General features: G+C 69.5%; 22 protein-coding genes and 4 tRNA genes. 11 read left to right on the plus strand and 15 right to left on the minus strand.

Annotation, left to right across the window (positions count from 1 at the left end; genetic code table 11):
- The first annotated feature begins 3 nt into the window (after positions 1 to 3).
- The 4 genes from ACFSVL_RS18135 to fgd all read left to right on the plus strand — a co-directional run bounded on the left by ACFSVL_RS18135 (position 4) and on the right by fgd (position 4,069).
- On the plus strand, positions 4 to 927 hold the full coding sequence (locus ACFSVL_RS18135; RefSeq protein WP_378305592.1) for a hypothetical protein: 924 nt from the start codon (positions 4 to 6) through the stop codon (positions 925 to 927).
- 81 nt (positions 928 to 1,008) lie between these two features.
- Positions 1,009 to 1,383: a YciI family protein gene (locus tag ACFSVL_RS18140; RefSeq protein ID WP_378305594.1), complete on the plus strand. Its 375-nt coding sequence runs from the start codon at positions 1,009 to 1,011 to the stop codon at positions 1,381 to 1,383.
- Between the two features lie 112 nt (positions 1,384 to 1,495).
- Positions 1,496 to 2,923: a glycoside hydrolase family 76 protein gene (locus tag ACFSVL_RS18145; RefSeq protein WP_378305596.1), complete on the plus strand. Its 1,428-nt coding sequence runs from the start codon at positions 1,496 to 1,498 to the stop codon at positions 2,921 to 2,923.
- 141 nt (positions 2,924 to 3,064) lie between these two features.
- Positions 3,065 to 4,069, plus strand: coding sequence for a glucose-6-phosphate dehydrogenase (coenzyme-F420) (fgd, locus tag ACFSVL_RS18150; protein ID WP_378305597.1), 1,005 nt, complete (start codon positions 3,065 to 3,067; stop codon positions 4,067 to 4,069).
- 152 nt (positions 4,070 to 4,221) lie between these two features.
- On the opposite strand, the gene ACFSVL_RS18155 is transcribed toward fgd, so the two are convergent.
- Positions 4,222 to 6,678, minus strand: coding sequence for an SdrD B-like domain-containing protein (locus ACFSVL_RS18155; RefSeq protein ID WP_378305599.1), 2,457 nt, complete (start codon positions 6,676 to 6,678; stop codon positions 4,222 to 4,224).
- Between the two features lie 192 nt (positions 6,679 to 6,870).
- Here ACFSVL_RS18155 and ACFSVL_RS18160 point away from each other — a divergent pair, with 192 nt between their 5' ends.
- Positions 6,871 to 7,599: a hypothetical protein gene (locus tag ACFSVL_RS18160; RefSeq protein ID WP_378305600.1), complete on the plus strand. Its 729-nt coding sequence runs from the start codon at positions 6,871 to 6,873 to the stop codon at positions 7,597 to 7,599.
- Positions 7,600 to 7,607: 8 nt separating this feature from the next.
- Here the strand turns inward: ACFSVL_RS18160 and ACFSVL_RS18165 are convergent, their stop codons facing one another.
- On the minus strand, positions 7,608 to 8,927 hold the full coding sequence (locus ACFSVL_RS18165) for a right-handed parallel beta-helix repeat-containing protein (RefSeq protein WP_378305602.1): 1,320 nt from the start codon (positions 8,925 to 8,927) through the stop codon (positions 7,608 to 7,610).
- A 233-nt stretch (positions 8,928 to 9,160) separates the two neighbouring features.
- Between ACFSVL_RS18165 and ACFSVL_RS18170 the strand changes: the two genes are divergently transcribed.
- Together ACFSVL_RS18170 and ACFSVL_RS18175 are read left to right on the plus strand one after the other, a co-directional pair.
- A complete protein-coding gene (locus ACFSVL_RS18170) occupies positions 9,161 to 10,273 on the plus strand; it encodes a Dyp-type peroxidase (protein WP_378305604.1) in 1,113 nt (370 codons plus the stop codon).
- A 78-nt stretch (positions 10,274 to 10,351) separates the two neighbouring features.
- The gene (locus ACFSVL_RS18175; RefSeq protein WP_378305606.1) at positions 10,352 to 10,999 is read left to right on the plus strand and encodes a DsbA family oxidoreductase; all 648 of its coding nucleotides are present in this window, start codon (positions 10,352 to 10,354) and stop codon (positions 10,997 to 10,999) included.
- On the opposite strand, the gene ACFSVL_RS18180 is transcribed toward ACFSVL_RS18175, so the two are convergent.
- Positions 10,969 to 11,400 (minus strand): winged helix-turn-helix transcriptional regulator, encoded by a 432-nt coding sequence (locus ACFSVL_RS18180; protein WP_378305607.1) that lies wholly within the window; start codon positions 11,398 to 11,400, stop codon positions 10,969 to 10,971. The two genes, ACFSVL_RS18175 and ACFSVL_RS18180, sit on opposite strands and share 31 nt — an antisense overlap.
- Positions 11,401 to 11,488: 88 nt before the next feature.
- Here ACFSVL_RS18180 and ACFSVL_RS18185 point away from each other — a divergent pair, with 88 nt between their 5' ends.
- On the plus strand, positions 11,489 to 12,889 hold the full coding sequence (locus ACFSVL_RS18185; RefSeq protein ID WP_378305609.1) for an FAD-dependent monooxygenase: 1,401 nt from the start codon (positions 11,489 to 11,491) through the stop codon (positions 12,887 to 12,889).
- 66 nt (positions 12,890 to 12,955) lie between these two features.
- Here ACFSVL_RS18185 and ACFSVL_RS18190 read toward each other — a convergent pair.
- The 4 genes from ACFSVL_RS18190 to ACFSVL_RS18205 all read right to left on the minus strand — a co-directional run bounded on the left by ACFSVL_RS18190 (position 12,956) and on the right by ACFSVL_RS18205 (position 13,759).
- A tRNA-Val gene (locus ACFSVL_RS18190) sits at positions 12,956 to 13,030 on the minus strand.
- A 1-nt stretch (position 13,031) separates the two neighbouring features.
- A tRNA-Cys gene (locus ACFSVL_RS18195) sits at positions 13,032 to 13,102 on the minus strand.
- 21 nt (positions 13,103 to 13,123) lie between these two features.
- Positions 13,124 to 13,196: transfer RNA gene (locus tag ACFSVL_RS18200), tRNA-Gly, on the minus strand.
- A gap of 137 nt (positions 13,197 to 13,333) precedes the next feature.
- Positions 13,334 to 13,759, minus strand: coding sequence for an SsgA family sporulation/cell division regulator (locus tag ACFSVL_RS18205; RefSeq protein WP_005159130.1), 426 nt, complete (start codon positions 13,757 to 13,759; stop codon positions 13,334 to 13,336).
- Positions 13,760 to 14,150: 391 nt separating this feature from the next.
- On the opposite strand from ACFSVL_RS18205, the gene ACFSVL_RS18210 reads away from it, so the two are divergent.
- A tRNA-Val gene (locus tag ACFSVL_RS18210) sits at positions 14,151 to 14,222 on the plus strand.
- Between the two features lie 243 nt (positions 14,223 to 14,465).
- On the opposite strand, the gene ACFSVL_RS18215 is transcribed toward ACFSVL_RS18210, so the two are convergent.
- The 6 genes from ACFSVL_RS18215 to ACFSVL_RS18240 all read right to left on the minus strand — a co-directional run bounded on the left by ACFSVL_RS18215 (position 14,466) and on the right by ACFSVL_RS18240 (position 18,516).
- Positions 14,466 to 15,536, minus strand: coding sequence for an LLM class flavin-dependent oxidoreductase (locus ACFSVL_RS18215; RefSeq protein WP_378305611.1), 1,071 nt, complete (start codon positions 15,534 to 15,536; stop codon positions 14,466 to 14,468).
- Between the two features lie 7 nt (positions 15,537 to 15,543).
- Positions 15,544 to 15,963: a lasso peptide biosynthesis B2 protein gene (locus ACFSVL_RS18220; protein WP_378305613.1), complete on the minus strand. Its 420-nt coding sequence runs from the start codon at positions 15,961 to 15,963 to the stop codon at positions 15,544 to 15,546.
- Complete coding sequence (locus ACFSVL_RS18225; RefSeq protein WP_378305615.1) at positions 15,960 to 16,217, minus strand: lasso peptide biosynthesis PqqD family chaperone; 258 nt, start codon at positions 16,215 to 16,217, stop codon at positions 15,960 to 15,962. The genes ACFSVL_RS18220 and ACFSVL_RS18225 overlap by 4 nt, the downstream gene beginning before the upstream one ends.
- Positions 16,214 to 18,073 carry an asparagine synthase-related protein gene (locus ACFSVL_RS18230; RefSeq protein ID WP_378305617.1) on the minus strand — a complete coding sequence of 620 codons (1,860 nt, stop codon included), beginning with the start codon at positions 18,071 to 18,073 and terminating at the stop codon, positions 16,214 to 16,216. The genes ACFSVL_RS18225 and ACFSVL_RS18230 overlap by 4 nt, the downstream gene beginning before the upstream one ends.
- A 111-nt stretch (positions 18,074 to 18,184) precedes the next feature.
- Positions 18,185 to 18,316, minus strand: coding sequence for a lasso RiPP family leader peptide-containing protein (locus ACFSVL_RS18235; RefSeq protein WP_378305618.1), 132 nt, complete (start codon positions 18,314 to 18,316; stop codon positions 18,185 to 18,187).
- Between the two features lie 62 nt (positions 18,317 to 18,378).
- Entirely contained in the window at positions 18,379 to 18,516 is a 138-nt protein-coding gene (locus tag ACFSVL_RS18240) for a lasso RiPP family leader peptide-containing protein (protein WP_378305620.1), read from the minus strand.
- 285 nt (positions 18,517 to 18,801) lie between these two features.
- Between ACFSVL_RS18240 and ACFSVL_RS18245 the strand changes: the two genes are divergently transcribed.
- On the plus strand, positions 18,802 to 22,461 hold the full coding sequence (locus ACFSVL_RS18245) for an nSTAND1 domain-containing NTPase (protein WP_378305622.1): 3,660 nt from the start codon (positions 18,802 to 18,804) through the stop codon (positions 22,459 to 22,461).
- Positions 22,462 to 22,548: 87 nt separating this feature from the next.
- On the opposite strand, the gene ACFSVL_RS18250 is transcribed toward ACFSVL_RS18245, so the two are convergent.
- Both ACFSVL_RS18250 and ACFSVL_RS18255 read right to left on the minus strand, forming a co-directional pair.
- The gene (locus ACFSVL_RS18250) at positions 22,549 to 22,806 is read right to left on the minus strand and encodes a hypothetical protein (RefSeq protein WP_378305624.1); all 258 of its coding nucleotides are present in this window, start codon (positions 22,804 to 22,806) and stop codon (positions 22,549 to 22,551) included.
- Complete coding sequence (locus ACFSVL_RS18255; RefSeq protein ID WP_378305626.1) at positions 22,803 to 23,342, minus strand: RNA polymerase sigma factor; 540 nt, start codon at positions 23,340 to 23,342, stop codon at positions 22,803 to 22,805. Before ACFSVL_RS18255 ends, ACFSVL_RS18250 begins: the two co-directional genes overlap by 4 nt.
- A gap of 388 nt (positions 23,343 to 23,730) precedes the next feature.
- Between ACFSVL_RS18255 and ACFSVL_RS18260 the strand changes: the two genes are divergently transcribed.
- Positions 23,731 to 24,627 carry a nitroreductase/quinone reductase family protein gene (locus ACFSVL_RS18260; RefSeq protein ID WP_378305628.1) on the plus strand — a complete coding sequence of 299 codons (897 nt, stop codon included), beginning with the start codon at positions 23,731 to 23,733 and terminating at the stop codon, positions 24,625 to 24,627.
- Positions 24,628 to 25,105: the final 478 nt, after the last annotated feature.

The following is a 25,105-nucleotide window of genomic DNA, read 5'->3' on the forward strand; positions in this document are numbered from 1 at the left end:
CTCATGACGGTGGTTCCCTGCCTCGCCGACCAGCCGCGCCACACCGGGCAGCCGCGCCAGACCGGCGCACTGCCCGAGTCGCAGGAGGGCGCGGTGCTGGTCCGGGCGCATCGGCGAGAGCCCGCGGACGGACTGGAACGCGAGGCAATCCAGCCGCCGCGCGTGGCCGACCTCGGCGAAATCGCTCCCGCCGAGCCGGACGATGCGACCGCGACCGCTGCTGTGCCGACAGCCGCTTCCTCGACCGGTGCTGCCAAGACTGGCGAAGCCGCAAGCAACGCGGCGGCATCCGACGCAACTGACGCGCCCCGGGCAGCCGTCGCGGACGAAGCGGCCGACGTGGCGGAATCAGCTGGCCCGAGCCGCTCAGCCGAGGCGGCCGCGTCAGCCGGGCCGGGCAGCTCAGCCGAGGTGGCGGAGTCAGCCGAGCGGGGCCGCTCGGCGGATGCGGCGGAATCAGCTGATCCGAGCCGCTCCGCCGACGCAGCCGAACCAGCTAACCCGAGCCGCCCAGCAGAGCCCGCCCGCTCTGATCCAGAGCACCCCGACGTCCACCCCGACCCAGAGCACCCCAGCCGGGTCCGCGTCGTAGTCGACTGGGATCTCTTCACCCGCCCGCCCCGTCGCGTCGCCACCCGGGAGGAGATGCTCGCCTCCGCGCACAGGGTGCTCGCCCGCCGCAAGCACGGCCGCCACCGCAAGCCCGAAACCCGCGAACCGTGGGCCTCGCGCGCCGCGGATTTCGTCGTCGCCTGGGCGGCGACGCTCCGGATGGCGTTGCTCCTCCTGGCCGGGACCGCGTTCCTCACCGGCCTCGTACTGATGAACAGCCCGATCGCGGGCGTCGCCGTCACGTCCGTGGTGCTGGCCGCGGGCGTTGCCGCGTGGGTGGCCCGGCCGCGAAGGTCGCCGTCGCATCGTTGCTGACCCGTGTCGATTCCGCGCGGGGCCGTTCGACGAGGATGTGAGCGGCTGGGATCAGCACCAGCCCCGACCCGAGGAGCGGTCATGCGTTTCCTGATGATGCACCGGCTTGACGAAAGCGTCCCCGAGGCCTGGAACCCCAGCCCCGAGTTCATGGAGAAAATGGGCGCGTTCATCCAGGACTGGACCGAACGCGGCATCCTGATCACCGCCGAGGGCGTGCACCCGTCGGCGAAGGGCGCGATCGTCCGCAAGCCGCGTGGCGCGACCCCGGCCGCGACGGACGGGCCGTTCACCGAGGCCAAGGAGGTCATCGGCGGGTTCGCGCTGGTCAATGCCGAGGACCGGGCGCAGGCGGTCGAGTACGCGCGGCAGTACGCGGACCTGTTCGACGAGATCGAGGTCGAGGTCCGCCAGGTCGTGGAGTTCGACGACCTCCCGGACCTGACGGCGCACTAGCCCCGCGCATCCGGCGTATTCGCGCGCCAGGTCTTTGTCATTCGTTGACCCGCACCGCGCCGCGCGGGGATCTTCGTTCCAGGAAACGGGCGGGGAGGCAGCGGTGCGGGTCATGCTCACGGCGGTCTTGACAACGATGTCGGCGCTGGCGCCGATCCAGGCGAAAACACCTCAGCCGGCCGCGAACCTCGTGGTGTGCAACAAATACTGCGACGACCGCGCGGCCGATCAGGCGTCCAGCGACCGGATCGCGGTCACCACGCCGCTCGACGGGCGGGTCCTCCAGCTGCACTTCGCCGACGGCGATCCGATGGGCTGGGCGGTCATCGACCACTCGCACCCGGGCGACCAGGTGTGGCTCGACCGGTCGTTCGACGGCGGCGCGACCTGGGACGGCGGCGCGCAGCTCGGCATCACCACCGCGCCGTCCGGGGTCGGCGGCTGGCGTACCCAGATGTACAACAACGACGACTGGAGCAACCGTGGTGTCGGCGCGTTGCGCGCGTGCGGCCGCGCGGTCGACACCGGCCGGATCGCTTGCACGCCTTGGGCTCGTACCCGCTGGAACGCGGCGAACCGCGCGCAGGCGGCGGCGACCGCGATGATGGCGCTCTACGACAACAGCACCGGCTACTTCCGCGACGGCGGCGGCTGGGGGACCGCGGTGTCGCTGGCCGCGGTGATCCGCAACGCCGCGGTCAGCCGGATGGCCAGCTACGACTACGCGATGGCCACGACGTACGACAAAAACGTCAACGCGGGCCGCGGCCAGTTCCGCAACGAGTTCTCCGACGACACCGGCTGGTGGGCGATGGCGTGGCTCGACGCCTACGACCGCACCGGCCAGCAGCGCTACCTCGCCACCGCGAAAGCCGATGCCGACCACATGCAGACCTTCTGGACCGGCGACTGCGGCGGCGGCATCCGCTGGAAGGAAGGCCTGACATACAAGGCGTCCATCTCCAACAGCCTGTACATCCAGGTCAACGCCGCCATCGCGGACCGCACCGGCGACGCCGCCTACCGGACGCGGGCCCAGCAAGGCTGGGACTGGTTCCGCGGCAAGAGGCTCATCGGGTCCGACGGCCTGGTGGTGGACGGCGTCGACGGCACCAGCTGCGCGGCGGTCGGCCAGCGCTACACCTACAACCAGGGCGTGTTCGTCTCCGGCCTCACCGCACTGTCCAAGGTGACCGGTGACCAGAGCCTGCTCGACACCGCCCGTTCGGTCGCCGATGCGACGACGCGGACCGGGTCGTTCTTCACCGGTGCCGACGGCATCGTCCATGACCCCGGCGAGGGCAGCAGCTGTACCGACGACGGGTCGTACTTCAAAGCCGGGCTCGTCCGCGGTCTGTCCGAACTGGACGCCGCGACGCCCGGCGCGCCGTACCGGGACTTCCTGGCCCGGCAAGCGGATTCGGCCTATGCCCGCTCCCGCAACGACTTCGACCAGTACTCGCGTTCGTGGTCCGGCGGCGTCGGGAAGGGGCCGGGTTGCCAGGCCGCCGGGCTCGCGTTGATGAACGCGACGTCGTGAGTGGCGTTGCCGGTTAGAACCGGGATCGCCACTCACGACCCCCCGTGATCGACAGCACACCCGTCTTCGCAAGGTCCGTCCGGGTACGGTTGACGGTGCCACGGAAACCTGCGTGGCTCATGCGGACGGGGAAGGGCGATCGTGGAGCTGAAGGTCGGGTACAAGGCGTCGGCGGAACAGTTCGGGCCTCGCGAGCTGGTGGAGTTCGCGGTGCGGGCCGAGGAGCTGGGGCTGGACTCGGTGTGGGTGTCGGACCACTTCCTGCCGTGGCGGCACGAGGGCGGGCACGCGCCGTGGGCCCTGGCGTGGATGCCGGCGGTGGCGGAGCGGACCAGCCGGGTGCTGATCGGGACCAGCGTGCTGACGCCGACGTTCCGGTACAACCCGGCGGTGATCGCACAGGCGTTCGCGACGATGGCGCTGCTGTCGGGCGACCGCGTGATCCTCGGCGCGGGCACCGGCGAGGCGCTGAACGAGATCGCGGTGTCGGGCCGGGAGTGGCCGGAGTTCAAGGAGCGGTTCGCGCGGCTGCGCGAGTCGGTGCGGCTCATGCGCGAGCTGTGGAGCAAGGACAGCGTCGACTTCGAGGGCGACTACTACCAGCTGGTCAACGCGAAGATCTACGACCGGCCGGAGCGTCCGGTGCCGGTGTACATCGCGGCGGGCGGCCCGGTCGTGGCGAAGTACGCGGGCCGCGCGGGGGACGGGATGATCTGCACGTCCGGCAAGGGCATGGAGCTGTACACCGAGAAGCTGATGCCGGCGATGGCGGACGGCGCGGCCGCTGCTGAGCGCGATGCGTCCGGGGTGGACCGGATGATCGAGATCAAGATGTCGTACGACCGGGATCCGGAGAAGGCGCTGGCCAACACCCGGTTCTGGGCCCCGCTGTCGCTGAGCGCGGAGCAGAAGCACACCGTGTCGTCGGCGGAGGAGATGGAGCGGCTGGCCGACGAGCTGCCGATCGAGCAGGTCGCGAAGCGGTGGATCGTCGCGTCCGACCCGGACGAGGCGGTCGCGCAGATCAAGCCGTACCTCGACGCGGGCCTGAACCACCTGGTCTTCCACGGCCCCGGCCACGACCAGGAGCGCTACCTGTCGCAGTTCGCCGAGGACGTGCTGCCCCGGCTGCGCGCGCTGGCCTGAGAAACTCGCGCGGAAACCCCCGTCCGGCTCTGGCCGGGCGGGGGTTTCCGTCTTCGCTCGCGTCCGCCGCGGGATGGACCAAGCCGTCCTATATGGACGAATCAGCGTTCGCCGATCGAGGTCCGCACGAGGCGTGCGGACCCCGGCCGCCGTCACTGCTTCGTGAACCGCCTTCTCCGGCTCGCCATCAGGAACGCCGTGCCGCCGGCGAGCAAGGCTCCGCCGAGGATCAGCAGCATCGGCAGCAGCGGAATGCCGGTCGAGGCCAGCGAATCCGTGTCCGTCGTGCCCGGGGCGGGCGGATGGGCCGCCGGGGGAATCGGGTTCGGGCTCGTCGGCGGGGGAGCGGACGTCGTGGGCGGGCCCGGCGGCAGCGGAAGGTAGACGCCGGCGTCGATGGTGTGGTCGACCCCGCCCGCCTCGGCCGGAGCGGTCACCGGCGCGTAGCCGTTGCAGAGCCGCCCGGTCTTGGGAAGTGCGACGTTCGAGTCGTGCGCCCGGTCCGGACCGGCGACCGGGAGCGTGAACCGCAGATCGGCCGCCGGCGGCGTCCCGGGCACGTTGTCCGTCGCCGCGGTGCAGACGTCGAACTGCACGGTGTACTTCTCGCCCGGCTTCAGCTGGTACTCGGCGCCGACGCCGCCGAAGTAGTACTCGCCCGCCTTGTCGGTGCGCGTGGTGGCGACCTTCTTGCCGTCGGGGTCGAGCAGGTGCACCGTCGCCTCCGCGAGCGGGACCTCGTCGGTGCGGTTCGGGTCCTGGACGCCGTTGTGGTCGCCGTCGAACCAGACCAGGTTGCCGATCTGGATCGGGGCGTTCGCCGCCTGGTAGGCGATGTCGCCGAGCCCGCCTGCCTTGCCGAAGCTGTTGACCGGGCCCACGAACGCGTACCCGTGCTTCGGATTGTCCTGCCCCGGCCCGATGCCGGTGCTGACGTCGTAGTAGCCGACGCCGTCGGAGCTGACGTACTGCGCCGGGTCCATCTGGGTGCTGATCACCCACTGCTGCTGCGGGATATAGGCCACGGAACCCTGCGCGGACTCCTGGTGCACGCCGTTGCCGGACCGGCTCGGATCGTAGAAGTCGCCGGGGAAATACTCGACCACGCCAGCCGTTTCGTGGCCGTTCGTCTCGGGTTTGCCGTGGTTCGGGCAGATGCCGGTGCCTTCCCAGTCGTATCCGCCGCCGGGAGCCGCGCACGCCATCGTGATGTCGCCGCCGGACATGCCGGTCGCAACGCCGGTGCGGCCCGGCCGCGGGTCGATGCCGGAGCCGAAGACGTCCATGAACCGGTCGCGGAAGCCGAGGATCATCGAGCCGTCGCGGGTGAACGCCAGGCTCGCCAGTTCCGGCTGCGGGTTGATCCCCGGGCCCTTCCTGGTGAACTTGTCCCAGGAGGAGAAGGAGGTGTCCCAGGGATTCCAATGATCCATGGTGTCGTCCGGGTCCGGCACGGTGATGACGTAGCCGCGGCGGAAGTCGAGGCCGTGCTCGAGCACCGGCGTGAACTTCCCGCCGGCATAGGTGTAGACCACGGCCTTCAGATCCTCGCGCCGCTTCGTGCTCTCCGCCGAGCAGATGCCGCCGACGTACAGCTTCGCGTCGTGCGCGGCGACCGCGAACGGCCGCCAGTCATTCGGCACCGCGCACTCCGGCGAGGGGATGGGCACCGTCTTGTCCGGCTTCGCGGCGGACCCGGTGGCGTCGAAGCTGACCAGGCTCCGGTTCCGGAGGTCTACCGCGTACAACGTCTTGCCGTCCTCGGTGAGCGCGATCCCGCCGAGGCTTTCCTTGCCGGGCACGTCGACGAAGTGCTCGTCCTTGCGCATGTCTACGGCGCCGTGCTCGGTGACCGTGGTGTCCGGCACCTTCGCGAACAGCGTGGGCGCGCCGCCGCCGAGCGGGGTCGTGTAAATCGCTCCGCCGCCTTCGGGGCCGTAGACGGTGAACCGTTTCGCGAACGCCGACTGGAAGATGCGGCCGCGGTGCTTGTCGTACGCCAGTCCCCACGTGGTGCCGACCTGTGCCTGGGTGTTCAGCGGGGTCGGGCACTTCGAGTCGGCCGGGCAGGTGCCGCGGAACGCGCGGTCGAACGCGACCAGCGCGCGGTCGTTCGGATCGGCCGCGCTGCCGTCGCTGTTCACCGCCGGGTTTTGCACCGGCACGTAATAACGGGCGTCCGGTGGCGTGTGGTCGGCCGGATTCCAGACGCCGGTGACGACCGAGACGTCCTTGTCCTCCCGCAGATCCACGAACGTCGTGAAACTGTCGAAGTGGTTTTTCTCCGTCGACGCGGGCGCGGCCTGCAAATAGGCGCGATACGGCTCCGGAACGGAGACGTCGACGCGGTACCGCCCGCCGGCGAGCGGCGCGGCCGGCTCCACCACGACCTTGCCGGCGGCGTCCGTCCGGCCGCGCACCTGATGCCCGGCGGAGTCGGTGACCAGCACCGACATTCCCGGCTGCGGCGTGTCCATCGTGGCGTTGACGATGCCGGTGCCGAAGAAATCGCGGAGCACTTGAACGGTCAGCGTGCCGTCCTCGGCGGCGCCCGCCGTGCCGGTGACCGTCATCGCGCTGCCGCCCAGCAAGAAAGCGACGGCGGCCACCCGGGCCAGCCTGGATCTGCCGCTCGTTCTTCTGCCACCTCGGTTCATGACTGCGGGATCTCCGTTCTCTGCGCGGAATATTCGCGCGGCGTGCCGCAAAGCTGTAACAGTGAACCAGAAAACGGTCTTGCCGGATACGGCAAGCGGATAAACGGAACGGGTGAATCGAAAACCCTGCTACGGTGACTCGCTGTGGCTGCCAAACGGATCGCGCGCCGGTGGATCGCAGTCGCGGCGGCGGTGGCCGTCGCGCTCGGCGCGGGAATATTCTGGTATTCTGCCGCCGGTTCGGCCGATTCCGGCCCGCGTGCGGTGACCGCGGACGAGGCGAGCCGTCTCGCCATCGCGCGATTCCGCAATTACCAGGCGCGCGGCCGCGCGGTGACGATCAGCGTGCCCGGCGCGGCGGGCGAACTCGTGATCACCGGTTCGGCCGATTACCGCGCCAAGGCCGGTTACGGAGTGGTGAAAGGCAAGGGGCGCAACGACTCCGGCACTGGTCTGATCCGGTGGACCGCCCAGCGGGTCGAGCTGCGCCCGCTGCCCGCCGTCCCCGAGTTGCCGCCCGCGCGTCCGCCTGCGGACGGCTGGTTCGGCCGTCCGCTCAACCCGGCGGCGGGGGAACTGGACCGGGCATTGGCGATTCTGCTCGGGCTCGGCAGCGACCGGCCGGACAACGCGCAATTGCTGCCGCAGAACGGCGCCGCATGGATAGCGGCCGATCAGGTGAACGGGCGTCCGGTTGACGTTTTCGCCGGCCCGGATTCCCGGGACCGCCCCGGAAGCGCGGAATCCGTCCGGTACTGGCTCGACGCGGACGGCCTCATGCTCCGCGTGCAGGCTACGGTCCCGGGAGAAAAGAATCCGGTCGTCATTACCTTCGACACTCACGAATTCATCGCGGTGCCGCCGGACCGCTGACGTATTCCTCAGGAAACGGCGACCGACGCCCGATCCGCCAGCAGCGAGGCCGCCGGCACCGGGATCTTCGCGACGTCCGGAAACTCCGGCACCGCCGGGACGACCGTGGGCCCGGCTGTGCGAGCGTTGGGGAATTGGGGCTGCTGCGGCGGTGCCGCGACGTCGCTGAACGGAATGCCCGCAGGCGGCTTCGGCCCGGCCCACGCTCCCGAGGGCGAAGCGGCCGCTGTCGCGGGACAAGCGGCGCTCGTCGCCAACCCCTCCGGAATCGTGCGCGCTGCACCGGAACCGAGACAGTTTCCGCTGCCCTTCGTCGCGCCAGGAAAGGTCCAGCCCACATCGACGCCGTTCGCCGCGAAGACGTCGCCGACGATCTGGTTGCCCTTCGGCGGCACGTCCTGGGTCGCGGTGAGCACGAGCCCGGCGTTCGGGTTCCCGGCGATCCGGTTGCGCAGCACCTGGTTGCCGCTGCCGCCGTCGATGCCGATCCCGATGCCCCAGCCGCCGTCGGCCTGCTCCGGCGTCGCCGCCTGCCCGTTGGCCGCGACCAGATTGCCGGCGAGCACGGAATCCTGCTGCGGCAGCAGCTTCTCCTGGTGGTCGGAGTTGGCGGTGAGCCCGACCCGGTTCCCGCTGAACCGGTTGCCCGCGACGTACATCTCGCCGCTGGCGTTCGTGCCCTCGAAGCCGACCGCGTTGAGTTCCGCGACGTTGTCCCGCACGACCGTCCGGCACGGTTTGCACTGCCCGACATAGATCCCGGAATCCGCGCCGCCCGAGGCGTACGACTGCTCGATCACGCCGTTCTGCGCGGAAAACGCATAGATTCCGTAGAGGCCGTTGCGGGTGGCGGTCACGTGCGAGACCAGGAAGGAACTGAGGAACCGGATCGGCTCGTCGCCGGTGTCGTACCCGCCGCCGCGCCCCGGCAGCCCCGCCGCGGCCTTCACCGAACCCGTGACGAGCACGCCGTTCTGCGTGTGGTTCCGGACGGTCAGGTTCTCCACCGCGACCGCCGGCGCGGACACGACGACCCCGTTGTCCCGCTTCAGCTGGCCGTCGATGACCACCCGCTCCCGCACTTCGCCGCGCAGCGTGACCCGCGGCGTCGCGAGCTTCACCGTTTCGCGGTACTCGCCGGGCGCGACGAGCACGAGATCTCCCGGCTGGGCAAGGGAAACGGCCGCGGAAATCGTCGGCGCGTCGGCGGGAACGCGGATCGTCACGCCCGCCCCGTCCGGCCGGTGCCCTTCGGCGGAGGAAGAACCACAACCGCTGACCACTGCCGCGGACAGCACCAGGATCGCCACCATGGCGGGAAAACGCATGCGCCCAGTCTGGCACGGGGGCCGGATTCCGTTGGGGTGATTGTCGGCCGGGCGCTTGATCGGGCGGCGGTCCGTGAAGGGAACCCTGAGGGAATCAGAGTCCCTCAGGGTTCCCCTCACGGACGTCTGCGGGGGCGGCTCCACACCGCACTGTCGCGTCTGGGCAAGCATCCTGCCGGGGTTCCGCGGAGCCGGATTCGCCTGTGGCGCCAGGATCTGTCACGCTGCCCGTCGTGAATTCCGCTGAGCGCCGCCCTTCCCGCCGCGCATTTCTCGGGGCGGCAGCCGGGCTCGCCGCTGGCTGTCACGCGGCCTCCGACACCCCGGAGAGGAAGCCCGCGCCGGTCCCGCCCACCGGCATCCACCAAGCCGGGATCATCCTGCCGCAACAGCCGCAATCGCAGTTATTGGTCGTCGTCGCGGATGTTTCCGTTGCGCCAGGCCTCCTGCTAGCCGAATTGGGTCGTCGCATCCGGACGTTGACCGCGGGCACCGACGACCGCCTGCTGGGCTTGCCCGCTGGCGACCTGACCGTGACCGTCGGAATCGGACCCCGCCTCGTCCAGTCCCGCGATCCGCAGTTGCCCGGTGCGAAGGACCTCCCGCCGGCCGCCCACGAAACGATCGCACCGTCAGATCGCGGCGGAGATCTCCTCCTTCAGCTGTGCGCGAGCGACCCCCTCGTCCCGCCGGTCGCCGCGGCCGCACTGCTGGCTCAGCCCGGAGTACGCGAGCGCTGGCGCCAGTCCGCCGGACGTGGACCGCACCTGCCGGTCGCAGACGGACTCACCGCGCCGCGCAATCTGCTGGGCTTCGTCGACGGCATCATCGGCCCGCACACTCCCGCCGAGCAGCAACGGGACCTGTGGCTCACCGGCCCCGCTCCGGTAGCGGGCGGCACGATCGCCGTCGTGCGGCGGATGACGCTGGACGTGACCCGGTTCGCCGCATTGCCGGTCGCCGCGCAGGAAGCCGTCTTCGGCCGCCGGCGCGACACCGGGATCCCGCTGTCCGGCGGCGTGATCGCGGACGGTCCGGATCTGGGCGCGAAAACCCCGGACGGCCGCTACCTCGTCCCGGCCGGCGCGCACATCCGCCGCGCCCACGCGAATGTCGTCGGGGCCGGGCTCATGCTGCGCCGCAGCTACAGCATGGACACGCCCGCGCCCGGCCTGCTGTTCATGAGCTTCCAGAACGATCTGCACACGTTCACCGCCACCCTGGCGAGCATGGAAACCGCGGACGCGCTGCTGCCGTTCACGACCACCACCGCGAGCGGAACCTTCCTGATCCTCCCCGGCTTCGACGAGCAGCGGCCGCTGGGGTCGACCCTGTTTCCGGCGTGACGCACCTGAAAGTGCCTTTTGTAAGCCCTCCAATACTCACCCATCATGGTGTTACGCACTACTAGTGAGGTGAGGAAGATGGTCGCACGACCCGAGGGGTCGCAGGTCGTCATCGAGATGTGGGCCGACCTCGGCTGTCCTTGGTGCTATCTCGGAAAGCACCGGCTCCGGACTGCGATCGCGCAGCGCCCGGACGCGGAACGGTTCACGATCGTGCCGCGGTCCTTCGAACTGGACCCAGACGCGCCGCGAGAGCCGGAAAAGAACGAGGAGAGCTTCCTCCGGACCCACGGCGGCACGGCCGCGCACGTCCTCCGGGCAGAGCGCCAGATGCAAGCCATGGCTCGCGAAGAGGGGCTCGAATACACTCCGGATCGCTTAACTGCCAACACGTTCGACCTGCATCGCGTGGTGCAGTACGCCAATGATCAGGGCCGCGGCTTCGAGTTTTTCTCCGACGTGCAGGACGGCTTCTTCGCCGGCACCCTCAACCCCTTCGACCCGGACGCGCTGGCAGCCGTCGCGGAGTCGGCCGGACTGGACGGGCGGCGGGTACGCGAGATCCTCGCGAGCGACGAGTACGCCGACCGGGTGCGCGCCGACCGTCGCGAAGGGACGGAGCTGGGCGCGACCGGCGTTCCGTTCGTTGTCCTCGACGGCCGGGTGGCCGCCCCGGGCGCGCGGAAAGTCGCTGCCTACGCGGAGTTGCTGGAGCGGGTGTCCTGAACAAGCTTGGCCCGGCCGACTCCGGTCAGCTCGCTGGCGGCCCGATTGCCGGCGATCTCGCCGTGGTGCGCGACAGCCCAATCAGCCATCGCCCGCACCGCGTCGATCAGCGACCGGCCCAGGTCCGTCAGCGCGTACTCCACTCGCGGCGGGACCTCGGCGTACGCGGTCCGGGTGATCAGGCCGTCGCGTTCGAGATGTTTGAGCGTCTGGGTCAGCATCCGCTGGGAGATCCCCAGAACGCTCGCCTGTAAGTCGGAGTAGCGCAGCGAGCCGGCGCTCAGGGTGCTGATCGTCAGCACCGTCCACTTGTCACCAATGCGGTCGAGCACTTCCCGGACGAAGGCGCTGTCCTCCGGCCATGCCTGGCACGGACCAGTGATCTGTCGGGCTGGTGCCATCTCAATTCCCTCTCCTCCGGGTGCAACCGCACTACCAGTATGTAATGCCGCGCGCACGCGGCCCACCTCAACTCAGCGGAGAACAACTGTGAACACATACGACACGGTCGTAGTCGGCGCGGGCCCGGTCGGGCTGTGGACGGCGGCGGAGCTGGCCCTGGGCGGCGGGCGGCCGCTGGTCCTGGAACGGGCCGAGCAGCGCAGCCCGCATTCGAAGGCACTGGCCATGCACCCGCGCACGGTCGAGGTGCTGGCGATGCGGGGGAGGGAACAGGCCTTCCTCGACGGCGGGATTCCCGTGCCGGAGGGGCACTTCGGCATGCTGCCCGCCCGGCTGGACTTCCGCGGGCTGGACACGCCGTTCCCGTTCCTGCTGGCGCATCCGCAGGTGCGCACCGAGGAACTGCTCGAACAGCACGCACTGGCCGTCGGGGCGGTGATCCGGCGCGGGCACCGGGTTTCCGGGCTGAGCCAGGACGAACATGGTGTGACACTGCGAGTCAACGGCCCGGACGGCGAGTACGAGATCACCGCGGACTACGTGGTCGGGACGGACGGCGCGGGCAGCACGGTGCGCCAGGCGGCGGGCATCGCCTTCCCCGGCACCGACTCGACCGTCTTCGGCTTCCTCGGCGACGTCGACCTGACCGACCCGCCGGAGCGGCTGGGCTTCTGGCACAACGAACACGGCGCGCTGCTCGTCGCCCCGCTCCCGGGCGGGCGCTACCGCGTCACCGGGTATGCCGCAGCTGACGTCGAGCCGACCCTGGATTCCCTTCGGGAGACAGCGAAACAGATCGCTGGCACCGACTTCGGCCCGCACTCGCCGGAGTGGCTGTCCCGCTTCGGCAACGCCACCCGGCTCGCGGGGGAGTACCGGAAGGGCCGCGTGTTCCTGGCTGGCGACGCCGCGCACATGCACTTCCCGGCGGGCGGCGTGGGGCTGAACGTGGGCCTGCAGGACGCGATGAACCTGGGCTGGAAGCTGGCCGCGGTCCAGCAGGGCTGGGCGGACGCGTCCTTGCTGGACACCTACCACGCGGAACGCCACCCCGTCGGCGTCGCACTGGGCGAGCACACCAAGGCCCAGACCGCGCTGATCACCGCCACCACCGAAGAAGGCCAAGCCCTGCGCCGGTTCATGACGGACCTCCTGCGCGCCCACCCCGACGTGGCGACCGAGCTGGCCAATACGGTGACCGCGCTCGACGTGCGCTATCCAGGCGCCCATCCGCTCGCCGGCCAGCGCTTCCCGGCCACCCGCGAGCAGCTGCACCTGGTGCGCGAGGGCCGCCCGGTGCTGCTGGCCGGGCAAGCCACCCCGGAGGTCAAAGACCTGGCCGCGAACACGGACCTCCGGCTGTACGAGACTGAACTGCCCTGGCCAGGGACCGCCGCCGTGCTGCTGCGCCCGGACGGCCACGTATGGGCCGCCGGGGACACCGCCGCGCACCTGGCGGACGCCATCGCCGAACTGCCCCTGACCTGACCGGCGAACCCCGGCAACGACGGAAGCCCTGCTCCTCCGAAGAGAAGCAGGGCTTCCGGATCACGATGGTGCGCGATACTGGGATTGAACCAGTGACCTCTTCCGTGTCAGGGAAGCGCTCTCCCGCTGAGCTAATCGCGCGAGGTGGAGACGGGATTCGAACCCGTGTACACGGCTTTGCAGGCCGTTGCCTCGCCTCTCGGCCACTCCACCGCATGGGGCTTGAGCCCTCCGAGCGGACGACGGGATTCGAACCCGCGACCCTCACCTTGGCAAGGTGATGCGCTACCAGCTGCGCTACGTCCGCGTACCTGCGGCTCCGGGGCGCACCGGGAATCTCGCGATTCCGGCCCGCACCTCGTCGCCGTGGTGTGAAAGAACCATATCCGACCCCGGCGACCGCCGTGCCACCGGGGGGTTGCCCGCCCGCCCGCGGGCCGGTGATCAGGCCAGATCGTTCGGGATCAGGTGGGTGAGCGCGTCGTCGACGTCGACCCACAGATGCTCGTTGCCCGGCAGCACGACGTCGTAGGTGCGGTCCAGGAAGTCGGCCAGCTCCTGCGCGGACGCCTCGAACATGGCGTGCCCGGACGGCGAGTTCAGCTCGATCAGGACCGACTCCGGGTCCTCCACCGAAGGCCGGATGCGGACGTCCCCGTCGCCCGCGTCGGCGAGCAGGCCGTCGGCGAGCAGGTCGCGCGCGTAAACCCATTCGACCCAGCCGGCCCGCCCGGTGCGGAAAGCGGCGACGACGGCGTACGGGTCGCGGGTGTCGTAGCGCAGCTCCACCTTCACCGGAACCGCCGGGGTCCGCGGCGCCAGCAGGTCGAAGACCGCCGTCGAGCGGAGCGTCACGTGATCGTTGCGCATCGTCCTACCCTTCGTCTCCCTTCCCGGCCCGGACGACCGAGGACAACGGTGAGACGCACCGAGGGCCCGGATCCGTCGCGAGTGCGCTCGAGATCACCCGTTCGAGACCGTCTGCCCCGAGGTCCGTCCGGTCCGTCGCCGTCCGTGCCGCGCAGCCTTCAGCGGGCGCCCGGTGGGGAGCCACCAGTACATCTTGCGCGGTTCGGCCGCTGTGCGATAGCACCGTCGCACGGATGTCGCGGACGGCCGCACGCGCCCCCTCCCGGACAGGGCCTCGGCTAGCTCGGGATTGTTCGGACCGTATTCGCAGGCAGACGCGCTGTAGTCAGGCCAAACCACCCGTTTGCAGGCCCCCGAAAGTCGTGCGGTACTCTGACTTCGCACCGCGAGCGGGCGATTAGCTCAGCGGGAGAGCGCTTCGTTCACACCGAAGAGGTCACTGGTTCGATCCCAGTATCGCCCACAGCACTATGCGACGGCCTGCCAGCGAACTTCGCGGCAGGTCGTCGGCGTTTCAAGGACTGAGGACCGGCGCGCTGGCCCGTCCCTCTCGTCCGTAATGGGCAGATCGCGTCGCGGATCGTCGCGCACCGAAGAGACGGCGGCGGGCGCGTCAGCGGCCCGAGGACCCAGGCCGGGTCCGTCGCCGCGGACCCGGATCCGGTCGGCGCGGCTTGCTGCCAGGCAGTGATCGGGCGTTGCGTGATCATCGCGGCGTCAGCCGAGACGAGTGCGCCCCTTCCACTTGTTTCCGTACCTGAGGGAACACCTCGCTGGCGAGCCGATCGAGGTTGCGCAGGGAGCTCCGGTGGTCCGGGCCCGCTTCGACCTGGCACAGCACTCTGGTCGCGCCGCAGGTCCGGATGGCATGTGCGAGGTGGCCGGCGCAGGTGTCGACATCGCCGACCGCTTGGGTTTTCAATAGCTGGCTGGAGATCTGGTCAATCGCCTCTTCTTGTTGCCGTTCGCTCAACTCCGGCTTTGCCCGCCGGTCGAGAAGGCTGTGGAAATCGTTGTTCGCCAGGACCGAACTCCGCGCCTTGTTACGCACAATCGCCCGTGCTTGCTGCTCGGTGTCGACGACGTGGGTCATGACTGCGAACGCGTGGTCGAAACCGGCCGGTGCGCAATGGCCGCTCGCGCGTGCGATCGCCGCGTGGCGGTCTATCATTTCCTTCTTGGCCGGCGCGTCCTTGTCGAAATAGAGCAGCATCGGCAGGCCCCGGGTCGCGGCGGCGGCGATCGAGTCCGCTGAACCGGCAGCGAGGTAGGTCGGCGGCCCGTCGGCGCTGCGGGGAGTCGGAGTAACAGTGACTGCTCCGAACCGGTAGAGGTCGGAGTCGGCTTCGACGCTCCCCGCCCATGCCCGCCGGACCACGTCGAGGGCTTCGCCGATGCCGCGGTTCCAGTGTTCGAGGCTGCTGCCGAATACCTCGTACTCGACGAGCGGAAGTCCCCGCCCGACGCCGAGCACGAACCGTCCGCGGCCGAGATGGTCGAGAAGCGCCGCTTGCTCCGCGATGTGCACCGGTGAGTGCAGGGGGAGGAGGGTGACCGCTGTTCCCACGTTGACCCGTGTGGTGACGCCGAGCAAATGGGAGGCGAACACCATCGACGAAGGTGCCACCACCGAGCCGAGGAAGTGATGTTCGGTCACCCATACGTCGCTGAAACCGGCGGCTTCTGCGGCCTGTGCCATCGTGACCGAATGGCTGAGCACCTCGCTGTCGCTGAGTCCCGGGTGCTTTCCGGAAGCGAGGAGAATCCCGAAACGCACGGAACCGTCACCTGGCACGGGAACGAACCTCCATGACTTTGACGTACAGACTCATGTCGCTCTCTTCGCCCACGGGTTGTCCGCCGGCTTCGATCCAGGCATGGGCTCGAAAGGGCTGGACGCGGATCCCGGTGCACCAGGTGGGCCAGCGACCGGACATCCGGCACAGGAGGGCGGCGGCGACGGACCGTTGCAAGCACTGCTGCGCCGCGCACCTCTTGCTCACGGCGACGACAGCGTTCCGAGCCAAGAGCGCTCGATCGGGGTCGGTCGGACCCGCACCCCGGCTCGCGGTTGTCAAGACGGCCCGCAGCCTTCGCGGACTCAACCGGACGAGGCCGCGCGCGAGTGCGACTGCGAAAATCGCCCTGACGCGACGGGCGCCGCGCACTCGGGCGGTCGGTTCGAGCGTCATCCGCATGGTCATGGGAGCACCAGCTTCGCCTCGCGCAGCGATCCCACCAAATGCTCGAGATCTGCGATGATCTCCTCGAATGCGGGTGACGCGCTTCCGCGCAGCCGGTCCGCGGCTTCGGCCAGGGTTTTCCCGTCCAAGAGCAGTTTCAGGGAGATCGCCGCAGTCCGGTTGAGCTGAAAGTAGCGGCCGTCGTTCTCGCTGAGCATGACCGTGCCTTCGCCCGTGTCGACGAGGTTCACGTGCGGGGCGAGTCTGAGTGTCATAGCGCTTCTCCTGCCGGTGACAGCTTGTCCGCGGCGAAGGCAGCCACACGGCCGGAATGGAAGGCGTCGACAGAACGCAGCCATGTTTCGGCGGCCAGCGTCTGCACGAGGGGTGCCATCGTCCAAGGCTGCGGGTGCGGCATCAGCACCGCCGCGCGCAATCGGACTTCGTCGACCAGCCCGTACCGCCCGAGACGAGTGTCTTCGCACAATTCGAGCAGTTCGCCTCGGTGCGTCTGCAAACCCTCGTAAAGGTCGATGCTGGACTCGGCTTTGGTGGGACGGGCGAGGAGCGCTTCCGGCACGGTTTCCTGCATTGCCGAAGCCAGCGCCGGCTTGTAGGCATCGGGGGCCGCGCGGTCGGACAGCCTGATCGACAGGGCAGCGTGGAGCACCTGGTCGTCGGCGTAGGGGCTGTGCCACGGCACGCCGAACCGCTCGCCGATCCGGCTGGCACGGCGCAATTCGTCGGCACCGTGGCGGGCGAACTCCAGGACCGTGTGCTGAGCGCGGATCGGGTGGAGCGGCATCGCTCCCGCGCACGACCTGAGGTCGCCGGCGACGGAGGCACCGCACTCTTCCGTTGCCCACGGCGGCATTCGCAGTTCCGCGCCCCAGTCGTAGTCAGGCCGCGCCGGGCCTGACTGCGGCTGGGCGAGGGAGTCCGCGGCGTCGGCGAGCCATTGCCCGTAGGAACGGTTGTCCAGCAACGCGCGTGCGGCAGGGATCAGCTTCCAGCGGCGGGCGATCCGGTTGACGTGCAGGAGGCGCCAGGCTCGGAGCGGTCGCTCGCGCAGCAGCGCGTGGTCGACGTTCGGCATGGCGTAGAACAGTTGATCGCCGTTATGCCCGGTCAGATGGCCGCTCGAACCAGCCTTGGCAAGATAGCGCGCTTGGTCTTCAATCCTGGCGCGAGTGCGTATCCAGGGAAACGGGGCTTCGAGGTCGGGGTCCGGTTCCAGCAGACCGGCGAAGTTGGCGGGCAGCGAACCGCGCGCGACCACGCGATGGTCGGCGGCGGGCAGCGAGCGAGCCGCGTTCTCGGCCCAGACGCGGTCGTCGTTGGCGGGGTCCCCGGCTTCGATCCGATAAGTGACCAACCGGGGAACGACTGCGGCGGCGAGGAAACACACGCTGGTCGAGTCCATGCCTCCGGACAGGTCCGCGGTGACCTCGCCGTGCCGGGCCCGGACCTCGACCGCTTCCAGCAACGCTGCGCAGATCGCTTCTCTGCCTTCTGCCAGCGGAATCGCGGGGTCAGGCGGCGTCCACCAGAGCGTCTTGGCGCTGCCGTGCGGCCGGAGCACCCAGTAATGATCCGCGGCCAGCCGATGCACGCCTTCCCAGACGGTCTCGTCGTTGAGCGGCCACGGAATGACCGAGGACAGCAACTGGCGGGCAAGCGCGCGCTTGGCGACGCGGGAACCGATCAACGCGGCGATCAGATCGGCCCGGTCGCCGGCGACGGACACTCCGTTCCGGCTGCCGTGGAAGACCCGGCGGCTTCCCCCGGCGCTGCCTTGCACCCGGCAACCGTCGCCGATGGCCGCGACGAGGTGGAAGCTGCCTGCCGTTGACCGTGCCAGCTGATCGAAGTCGCTGAGATCGCGCACAGAGTCCAGCACAGCTGCCAGCGAACGCGGACTCGCCGCAGCGGGACCGAACAGCGCGACCCGCCTGCTGCCGGCTTCCGCGCACGTGACTTCCTCGCTCGACCAGCGGCCGACGATCCAGGGCCGCCCCGACGCGTAGGTCAGGTTTCTGATGCGGTCGGTGCCGGTTCGGACCGACGCCGCGTTCACGACGCTGGCCAGGCGCGCGCCTGCCGGAGAATCCGGGAAAACCATGAACTCCATCTGAAGGCCTCTCGTCCGATGGGCGCCGTGCCGGGCGGAGAGTCCGGCCGGCACGACGCCACAGTTCACCGAATCCTCAGCGAGGATCAGCGTCGATTCCGCGGCGAAACGTCAGATCGCACAGTTGAACAGGCACCTGCCGTCCAGTTCGAACCCGTAATAGGGCAGCCCTAGGGTGATTTCGGCGAAACGGCCTGCTTCCACGACCGTCGGCGGTGCGTAAACGAACAGATCTTTTTCCATGACGACTCCTCATCGCTGGTTCTTCGTGCAGGCTCGTGCCCTGGCTCGTCGGCGAGGCGCGGTCAGCGGCAGGCGAACAGGCACCTGCCGTCCAGTTCCCAGCCCAAGTTGGGCAGTCCCAGGGTGACCTCGGCGAAATCGCCGGCTTCGGCCATCGTGGGCGGCTCGTAAGCGATTGTTTCGATACTCGTCCGGGACATCCGGCACCTTCCTTTGCTTCTCACACGACGAGCACCGCCGGTGCGCGGTGCCGAGATCAGGTCTAGCTGCCGGATGTTGTTCGATGTCGATGCGCGGCGGTCGAACGACAATCGCCTGACAACCGCACGTCGTTTGCCCGGAAAGAGAACGCACGGCCGGTTCGGTGTTCACGCTGGGCGAAATCTCCGAATGCCAGGTCCGGCCTGGCGCGTTGTTCCGCGTCGGCCCCTGGACTCCGAACACCATCATCCGAATAATGGCAACCGGGCGGAGGGAGAGGGCGCATGCCGAGGCGTGAGCAGCCACTGGATTCGGACGGCGACGCGTTGACGCAGTTCGCGCTGGGTTTACGAGCGCTGAGGGAGAAGGCAGGCAGCCCGACCTACCGCGAATTGGCGCGTCGCGCGCACTACGCGCCTGGGACGCTGTCGGACGCCGCGGGCGGCCGGAAGCTCCCGACACTCGGGGTGACGCTCGCTTACGTCCGTGCGTGCCAGGGCGACGTCGGCGAGTGGGAAAAGGCCTGGCACGATCTCGCTGCGGAACTGTCCCGCGAAAGCGCGCCGAACTCGCCGGAACTGGCCGAAGACGCACCGTACGTCGGTTTGAGCGCCTTCCGCGTCGACGATGCGTACCGGTTCTTCGGGCGCGAGCGCGTGCTCGACGAATTGGACGTCAAACTCGCCCGCAGCCCGTTCCTGGCGGTCTTCGGGCCGTCCGGGGCCGGAAAGTCGTCGCTGTTGCGGGCCGGATTCGTTCCTCGCCGGGCCGGCCGCGTCGTGGTGTTGTTCAGCCCGGGGTCGCATCCGTTCGAGGAATGCGCGCTCGAACTCGCTCCGCTGGCCCGGACGACCGCGACGCGAATACTGCACGAATTGAAGGCAGGTCCCGACAACCTGCGGCTTCTGCTCCGTCAGGTCGGCGGCGACCGGACCGCGGTCGTCGTGGTCGACCAGTTCGAGGAACTGTTCACCATGTGCGTCGACCCCACCGAACGCGCCGCGTTCCTCGACGCTCTGATGGCCGCCGCGTCCGGACCGGCCGAGGTCGTCATCGGCGTCCGCGCGGACTTCTATCCCCGGTGCGCGGAGCATCGCGGGCTGGCTGAAGCCGTCGCCGAGTCCCAGGTGCTGCTCGGCCCGATGAGCACCTCGGAACTGCGGAACGCGATCGTGAAGCCGGCGGCCCAGGCCGGACTCGTCGTGGAGGGAGCCTTGGCGACCGAACTGGTTGCCGAGGCACATGCCGAGCCGGGCGTGCTGCCGCTGCTGTCCCATGCGCTGCTGGAGACGTGGCGCAGGCGCCGCGGAACCACGCTCGCGTTATCGGGTTACCACGCCACCGGCGGCATCCGGGGCGCGCTGGCCAACACGGCCGAAGCAGAGTATTCGGCGATCGCCGAGGACGAGCGGCCGATCGCCGAGCAGCTCTTCCTCCGGCTGATAGACCTCGGCGAAGGCAGCGGCCCGACCAAGCGGCGGGTCTCCCGGGACGAACTCGGCGACGATCCCCGTGTCGGCGCCGTCCTGGACCGGCTGGCCGCGGCCCGGCTCATCACCCTGGACGCTGCCGCGGTCGAACTCACCCACGAGGCCCTGATCGGCGCCTGGCCCCGCCTGCGCGACTGGCTTGCCGAGAACCGGGCGGGCCTGCAGGTCCACCGGCAGCTTACGGCCGCAGCCGCGGCCTGGGAGGAGATGGACCGGGAACCCGACGCACTCGTCCGCGGGACCCGGCTGGCGATCGCGCGGGAGTGGGCGGAAACCGGCCGTCGCAGCATGACCTCGCGCGAACGGCAGTTCCTGGAAGCCAGCCTGACCGCGGAGACCGCTCAGCGGCAGCGGACCGAGCGCTGGACCCGGCTGCTGCGCTGGCTCGCGGCAGGGCTCACCGTGTTGCTGGTCGTCGCGGTGGGCATGGCGTGGGAAGCGCATCGCAGCCAGGTGACCGCGACCGAACAACAGCAGCTCGCGCTTTCTCGTCAGCTCGCCGCCCAGGCCGAGGCGACCGTCCGGGAAGACACCGGTCAGACCATCCGGCTGAGCCTCGAAGCGGTGGGAGCCGCTGAGACAGCAGAGGCGCGCAGCAGCCTGCTCAGCGCTGCAGGACGTCCCGCGATCCACGGCCTCCTGCCCGCTCGCGTCCCGTTGGCGTTGTCCAAGGACGGCGCTCGCTTGGCGTCGGTGGAACAAAACGGCATTGCCGTCTGGGATGTTCCTCGCCGCGAACGCGTCGCCCTGCTTGCGGCCCCGCCGGAGGCCAACGGCCCTGGCGGCTCCGCCACGACTGCAGCCTTCGACGACGGTCGGAACAGGTTCGTCACTGCGTCGTCGTCGGGCCGCCTCGACGTGTGGGATCTGCGCACCAGCAAGCATGCTGCAGGAGCTATGGCTGGCGAACGGATCCGGAGCTTAGCGTTCAGCAGGGACGGCAGCCGGATCATCGCCATCGACGGGCACCAGGGTTTGTCGGTGTGGGACGCAACGACGCTTGGATTGGTGAGTCGCGTCGCGGCGGACAGCGGTGTCGAGAGCGCTTCTTCTCTCGCGTTGTCCCCGGACGGCGGCAGTTTGCTCACGACGAGCGGCTACGACCGCGCCGTGCTGCGGGACGCGGTAGCGGGCACGCCCCTCGCGGAGTTTCCCGGCAGCGCCCTCGGCAAGCGCCCCCTCGCCGTCGATCCCACGGGTTCCCGGCTGGCCATCCCGGCCGGACCGAACGACGTCAAGATCTGGAGCGCGGAAACGCACTCGTTTGTCGCACAGTTGCCGGGCACCGGCGAGGTGGACTCCCTGGCTTTCCTGGACCGCCGGACCCTCGTGGTCGCCAGCCTCAGCAGCGGAATCGCGATATGGGACGTGGATCAGCAGCGCTCCGTACGACTGAGCAGCGAAGGGACGGACACAGTGTGGGCGGGCGCCGGCACGGTGGTTGCCGCGAGCCGGACCGCCACCCGCGTCTGGGAACTCGCGAAGCTTCCGCTGGTGACCCGAAATGACGGAGACGCCGTCGCGTTCGCCGACGGGGACCGGAGCCTGCTGGTGGCCGGCCGGACCGGGTTGAACGGAGCAACGGTGCAGAAGTGGCATTTGTCCGAGCGCACTCACGACGACCTGGTGACGAGCGCACGGGCAACCAACAGCACATACTCCTTCGCGTACGGCGGGTCGCGGCTGGCGGAACTCGACGAGGAACGGTTGACGATCCGGAACCTCGCAGGCGACGCCGCGCCGGTCGCGCTTCCCCTGCCTGGCAGCTCTCTCCCCAGCGTGTCGGCCTTCAGCCCGGACGGCTCCCGTCTGGCGGTCGGCTACCTCTCCGGTGCCAAGCGCACGGTGATCTGGGACATCGCGGGCCGGCGCGCGATCGCCGAGCTTCCGGTTCCTGCCCGGCATCTCGCTTACAGCCCGGACGGGCGCCACGTCGCGATCGACGACGGAAATCGCCTCGCGATATGGGACAGCACGACGCGCTCGGCGGATCTCGAACTGGCGCACGGTTCCGAACCGCTGGGTGCGCTCGCCTACAGTCCGGACGGACAGCTCCTGGCGATCGCGCACGGCAACGCGCGGATCGAGGTGTGGAGCGTCGCGGAGAACCGCCACATCGTCGACCTTGCCGAGCTCACCGCCCCGGCCGGCCTGCTTGCCTTCAGCCCGGACGGACGGTTCCTGGCAGCAGGCGGCGACGACAAACTGGTCGTCTGGCAGACCGGAGACTGGAACCGGTGGGCCACCTTGGTCGGGTCGAGTTCCGAGATCAGCGGCGGTGCGTGGAACGGCCGCAGCGACGTCCTCGCGACCGCCGCAGCCGACGGCACGGTCAGTCTGTGGCCGATCGACGTCGGCCAGGCAACGGACCGGCTGTGTGCGGTGCTGGCCCGCGACTTCCCCGCGAGTGCGTATCCGTCGCCGGCCGTTTGCTCCGACGAACGCTCTCCTTAGCGGCAGACACGCGGGAAGACTGCCGGATTCCTTGTGCGTCGCGGAGCCGGAATGTCGTCTGCGGTACCGTTCGCGGCTCCGGCGAGTTCAGGAACCTCTCGTCGAGATCCGGCACTGCCCGTCCTCGCAGGTCCGCTCCAGCCGGCCGCGCGACAGGGTCTGCACCAGCCCGATCGCCCAGCACGTCGGACAGCCGCGCAGGGCCAGCACGCCCACCGGCAGCGCCAGCAGACTGGCCCATCCGACGACCGGGGCCAGTGCGATCGACGCGGCGATCAGGCCGAATCCGATCGCCCCGCGGGCGAGATGGACGGGCAGGGACTTGCTGGCGAACGACGTGCTCATCGGTCTTCCTCCGGGAGATCCAGGCAGGCACGGACCGCGGCGCGGGCGCGGTGCAGCCGCGACTTCATCGCCGCCGTGCTCAGCCCCAGTGACTTGGCGACGGTTTTGCCCGGCAGGCCCTGGATGTCGCGCATGATCAGCACGCCGCGCTGGTCGTCGGGCAGTGCCGCGATGGCGGCGGACAGGCGTTCGACTTCCAGCCTGCTCAGCACGTCGTCTTCGGCGGACGGGCCTGCGGGCTCCGGGAGCGGCTCGTCGCGGTGTACCAGGGCGCGCGCTCGGCGCAGGCATTCGTTGCGCACGATGCGGAACATCCACGACGCCAGCGCGGCCGTAGCCCGCAGGGTGCCGATCTTGCGGAACAGGACGATCATCGCTTCCTGGGCCGCGTCCTCGGCGTCCTGGCTGCTCGCGCACAACGAGAACGCGAACCGCCGGACATGCGGGTACGCGCCGGAGACCAGTACCGCGATCGACGCCTCGTCGCCGCGCTGCGCGGCCTGCACGAGCTGGTCGGCGGGCCAGGGCTCAGCCACGCTTCGACCTTCCGCGCGCTCGCAGGAACACCACGCAGCTGCACACCAGAACCGCCACGACCACCGCCGCGACAATGACTACGGTCATCGAACCTCCTTCAACGCGTCGGCCTCGTGGCCGCACGTTCATAAGAGCGGCCGGTCCGGCGAAAGGATTCAGCCTCGGTCGCCCGAGGTTCCGCGGTTCTGCTAACTTAGCTGTGCGCCCCGTATGGGCCTACGCATGGAGGTAGCGGCTACCCAGCCAGCACAGAGATCGGGCTCTCCGTCTCTCGCAGTTTCGCGGATCCGTCCCCTGGATCGCTGCGCCATGCTTACGCCTGCGGGGTCTTTTGGCGTCCCATCCTGTGCTCGATGCCTCCTTCCGGAAAAAACCGAAAGGGATTGTGTGAGCAACGATTTTTCCCGCCGTCTCATCGAGGAGTTCCGTGCGAACCACGGGAAGCTGGGCGGCATGTTCGAAGGCTGGTCGCTGGCGGTGCTGACGACGACCGGCGCGAAAACCGGTCTGCGCCGGGAAGTGCTTCTCGGCTATGTGGAGATCGATGGCAACGGGGCAGTGGTCGCTTCGGCGAACGGGGCGGACCGGAATCCCGGCTGGTATCACAACATCCGGCGGAATCCGATTGTCACCGTGGAAACCCGCGATGGCACTTATCGCGCGATCGCCGCTATTCCGCAAGGCGCGGCGTACGAGAAGCTTTTCGCGCGAGTGGTCGCCGAAGCTCCGGGATACGGCGATTACCAGGCGCAGACGACGCGCGAGATTCCGGTGGTCGTATTGCATCGGATCGAAGCCCGGCCCGGGGAAGAACGGGTCAAGGGCATGGGGGACTGGCTCGTCGAGGTGCACGAGTGGTTCCGCGGCGAACTGCGGACGTTGCGCGAGCAGGCGGACCGCGTCGTCAGCGGCGCCGCGACGGCCGTCGTCCGGCCGAAACCGGATCTGGCGCAGGAGATGCGCACCCATTGCCTCAGCTTCTGCACCGCGCTGCGCCGGCATCACGTCGGCGAGGACACGGTGGTGTTCCCCTCGCTGGCCGAGCAGTTCCCGGCGCTCGCCCCGGCCCTCGCGCAGCTCGCTGACCAGCATCAGGCGGTGGCGCGGCTGCAGGACTCGATCCGGGAGCTGGTCGACGGTTTCGTCCCGGGCGAATCCGACCCGCTCCGGTTGCGGGCGGACCTGGAGCGGCTGGCCAGTGAACTGGAGGCGCACTTCGACTTCGAGGAGCAGGCGGTGGTGACCGCGCTCAACGCGACGGCCGCGGCACCACCGAACGCCTGACGCCGAGGGTATGTCCGTTGTGGACGGCTAGTCCGCCAGAAATGCACGGGGCGCATGCCTGCCGGGAGCGGGCGTCGTCGGAATGGTTCGGACCACTCGAATGGCCGCAGGCCGGCCGGTCCGCGCGTTCCGGCGCGGATTGCCCTGCGGGCAAGGGGAATCGGCGAGTCGGCGCAAGGCATGTGCCCGAACGGGGGTGCGCCCGGGCGCCGGAGCGGCGGATGACCCGCCCGGGTGAGCTGGATCGGCTGCGGGCCTGCTGGGCCGATCGGTGTAGGTAGTGGGAAACTTGACTACTGCGGGTAGTTCCGGTTGCCGGGCCGGAGTGACCCATCGTGACATTCCCGTTATCTTCCCGGTGCTTCTTGACCGGGAAGACTTGCAGGCTGTGGCTGGAAAATCTCTGTAACGCCGCTCGCTGACCACCCGATACCTTGGCGAGCGTCACACCTTCGGCGACAGCGAGCCGGACCCGATC

This window comes from Amycolatopsis silviterrae, assembly GCF_042684085.1.
Taxonomy (GTDB): Bacteria; Actinomycetota; Actinomycetes; order Mycobacteriales; family Pseudonocardiaceae; genus Amycolatopsis; species Amycolatopsis silviterrae.